General features: G+C 74.8%; 2 protein-coding genes. Both read left to right on the top strand.

Going from position 1 to position 2,984, the window contains the following annotated elements; genetic code table 11:
* Positions 1–1,056, top strand: a 1,056-nt coding sequence (locus tag KBI5_RS17755) for a salicylate synthase (RefSeq protein WP_133057071.1), incomplete at its 5' end; no start/stop codon positions are given.
* A 1-nt stretch (position 1,057) separates the two neighbouring features.
* Positions 1,058–2,984, top strand: a 1,927-nt coding sequence (locus KBI5_RS17750; RefSeq protein ID WP_241882998.1) for a condensation domain-containing protein, incomplete at its 3' end; no start/stop codon positions are given.

Below are 2,984 nucleotides of genomic sequence, written 5' to 3'. Positions count from 1 at the left end.
GGACGCGCGGCGGCACCGTTGGCCCAGCTCATCGTGCCGGAGGTCGAGATCCGGATCGCCCCGGGGCGCCTCGACGTCCGCGGCACCGACGAGGCCACCGTGGCCCGGGTGCTCGCCGTCGTCGACCGGCTCCCCGCCGACGGCCCGGAAGGCGTCGGCGTCGGTGGTGTCGGTGGTGCCGCGGACGTCGAGCGGCACCAGACCGGCCCGCTCGACGTCGTCACGCCCGGCGCCGAGGCCTATCAGCAGGCCGTCGCCGCGGCGGTGGAGCGCATCCAGGCCGGTCGGCTCGCGAAGGTCGTGCTGTCCCGCCGGGTCCCGGTGCCGTTCGAGGTGGACCTCGCCGCGACCTGCCTGCGGGGCCGGCGGGCGAACAGCCCGGCCCGCACCTTCCTCGTCGACCTGCCGGGCATGCGTTCGGTCGGGTTCAGCCCGGAGACCGTCGCCGAGGTCGGCGCGGACGGGGAGGTCAGTTCGCAGCCGCTCGCCGGCACCCGCCCGCTCGGGCGTGGCGCGGAACAGGACGCGGCGGCGCGGGCCGAGCTGTGGTGCGACGCCAAGGAGGTCTTCGAGCACGCGGTGTCCGTCCGCGCCGTCGCGGACGACCTCGCCGGCATCTGCGTGCCGGACAGCGTCACCGTCCGTCGGTTCATGGACGTCGAGGCCCGCGGGAGCGTCCAGCATCTGGCCTCGCGGGTCGCCGGCCGGCTGCGGCCCGGTGTCACGAACTGGGAGGCGCTCGCCGTGCTGTCGCCAGCCATCACCGCCTCCGGCATCCCGCGCGGCGTCGCCTGCCAGACCGTGGCCGAGCTCGAACCCACCGAGCGAGGGCTCTACGCGGGGGCGGCTCTGCAGGTCGGCCACGACGGCTTCCTCGACGCCGCTCTCGCGCTGCGCTGCCTGCACACCCACGGCGGACAGACCTGGCTGCAGGCCGGCGCGGGTGTCGTCGCCGATTCCCGGCCGTCCCGGGAGTACGCCGAGACCTGCGAGAAGTTCGCCAGCATCGCCCCGCATCTCGTTCCCGCCCCCGCTCCCACGCACCGGAGGAAGTGACGTGACCAGCACCCAACCCGTGGAGATCGATCCGCAGTCGTGGGACGACCTCGATGCGTTGCGGACGGATGTGGCCACTCTGCTCGGTCTCACCGACGCCGAGGATCTCGGCCTGGACGAGGATCTGCTCTCCGTCGGCCTGGAGTCACTGACCCTCATCCAGCTCGTCACCCGCTGGCGGGCCGCGGGGATCGACGTGGACTTCGCGGAGTTCGCCGAGGCCCCCACCGTGCGGGAGTGGGCCCGTATCCTCAGCCAGGCACCGCGCACCGGCGGAGCCGAGCCCACCGAATCCGCCGATCCCGAGCCCGCCGAACCCGAGTTCGCCGAGGCCGTGGGGGAGCCGTTCCCCCTCGCCACCATGCAGCACGCCTACTGGGTGGGCCGCCAGCCCGGCCAGCCCTTCGGCGGGGTCGCCGCCCACTTCTACGTCGAGTTCGACGGCACCGGGATCGACCCGGAGCGGCTGCGGCGCGCGTTCGCCGCGCTGGTCGCCCGGCACGGCATGCTGCGGTCGCGGGTGACCGAGGACGGGCGTGCCATGATCGGGGAGGTGACCGAGCCGCGGCTGCCGGTCCGCGACCTGCGCCAGCTGCCCCCGGCGGAGGTCGAGGAGCGGCTCGCCGCGCTGCGCTCCGACTACACCCACCGCATGATGGACGTCGAGGCCGGTGAGATCTGCGAGGTCGCCCTCACCCTGCTGCCCGACAGCGCGACGCGGCTGCACCTGGATCTGGACATGGTCGCCTCCGACGCGCTGAGCCTGCGCCTGCTGTTCGAGGACCTCCGCAAGCTCTACCTCGCCTCCCCGCCGGCGGTGGCAGGGCCCGCCGAGGACTCCGCGCACGCCGAGGACTCCGCGCCACCGCCGCTGACCTACGACTTCCCCCGCTACCTCGCCGACAGGGCCGCCCGCGGGGACGACCGGGTGGTCCGTGCCCGGCAGTGGTGGCAGGACCGGCTCGACGACCTGCCCGAAGCGCCGGATCTGCCGCTGCGGCCCGGCGCCGGCGAACCCACGACGGTGGCGCGCAGCACCAGGCTCGACCACTGGATCGACCCGGGCCGCCGCGCGGTGCTCACCGAGCGGGCCCGCCGCCACGGCGTCACCCCGGCGGTCACCCTGGCGACCGCGTTCGCCGAGGTCATCGGCGCCTGGAGCGCCGGCCCGCGGTTCCTGCTGAACCTGCCGCTGTTCGACCGCGACCCCCTGCACCCGGACGTCGACCTGCTCGTCGGGGACTTCTCCAGCTCCCTGCTGCTCGACATCGATCTCGGCGAGCCGCTGCCGTTCGCCGAGCGCGCCCGGTCGGTGGGGCAGAACCTCGCCGCCGCCATCGGGCACGGCTCCTACAGCGGCGTCGAGGTGTTGCGCGAACTGTCCCGCCGGCGGGGCCACCCGGTGCTCGCCCCGGTCGTCTACACCAGCGCGCTCGGTCTCGGCGACATCTACTCCCAGGCCGTCCAGGAGTGCTTCGGCCGGCCGGCGTGGACGATCTCCCAGGGGCCGCAGGTCTGGCTCGACGCCCAGGTCACCGAGCATGACGGTGGTCTGCTGCTCAACTGGGACGTCCGGCTGGACTGCCTCGGTGAGGGGGTCGCCCAGGAGGCGTTCGCGGCCTACCGCGCCCTCGTCGACCGGCTCGCCGGCTCCGACGACCCCTGGCAGGCACCCGTCGGTGCCCTGCTGCCGGCGGCGCAGACGACCGTCCGGGCGGAGGTGAACGCGACGCGGCGGGAGAACCCGGTGCGGACCCTGCACGAGATCGTCTTCCGGTGGGCGGCGGCGGAGCTGGGCGAAGCGGGGGCCGAGGAGAGCGCCGACGGAGCCCGGCATCCCGCGGTGATTGCGGGCGACCGGCGGCTTGGCTACGCGGAGCTGGCCGACGCCGCGCTGCGGGTCGCCGCGCTGCTCGTCGACGAGGGCG

The organism is Frankia sp. KB5 (genome assembly GCF_002099325.1).
Taxonomy (GTDB): Bacteria; Actinomycetota; Actinomycetes; order Frankiales; family Frankiaceae; genus Frankia; species Frankia casuarinae.
The sequence above is the reverse complement of the archived record's forward strand: the minus strand, read 5'-3'. Positions and strand labels throughout refer to the sequence as shown.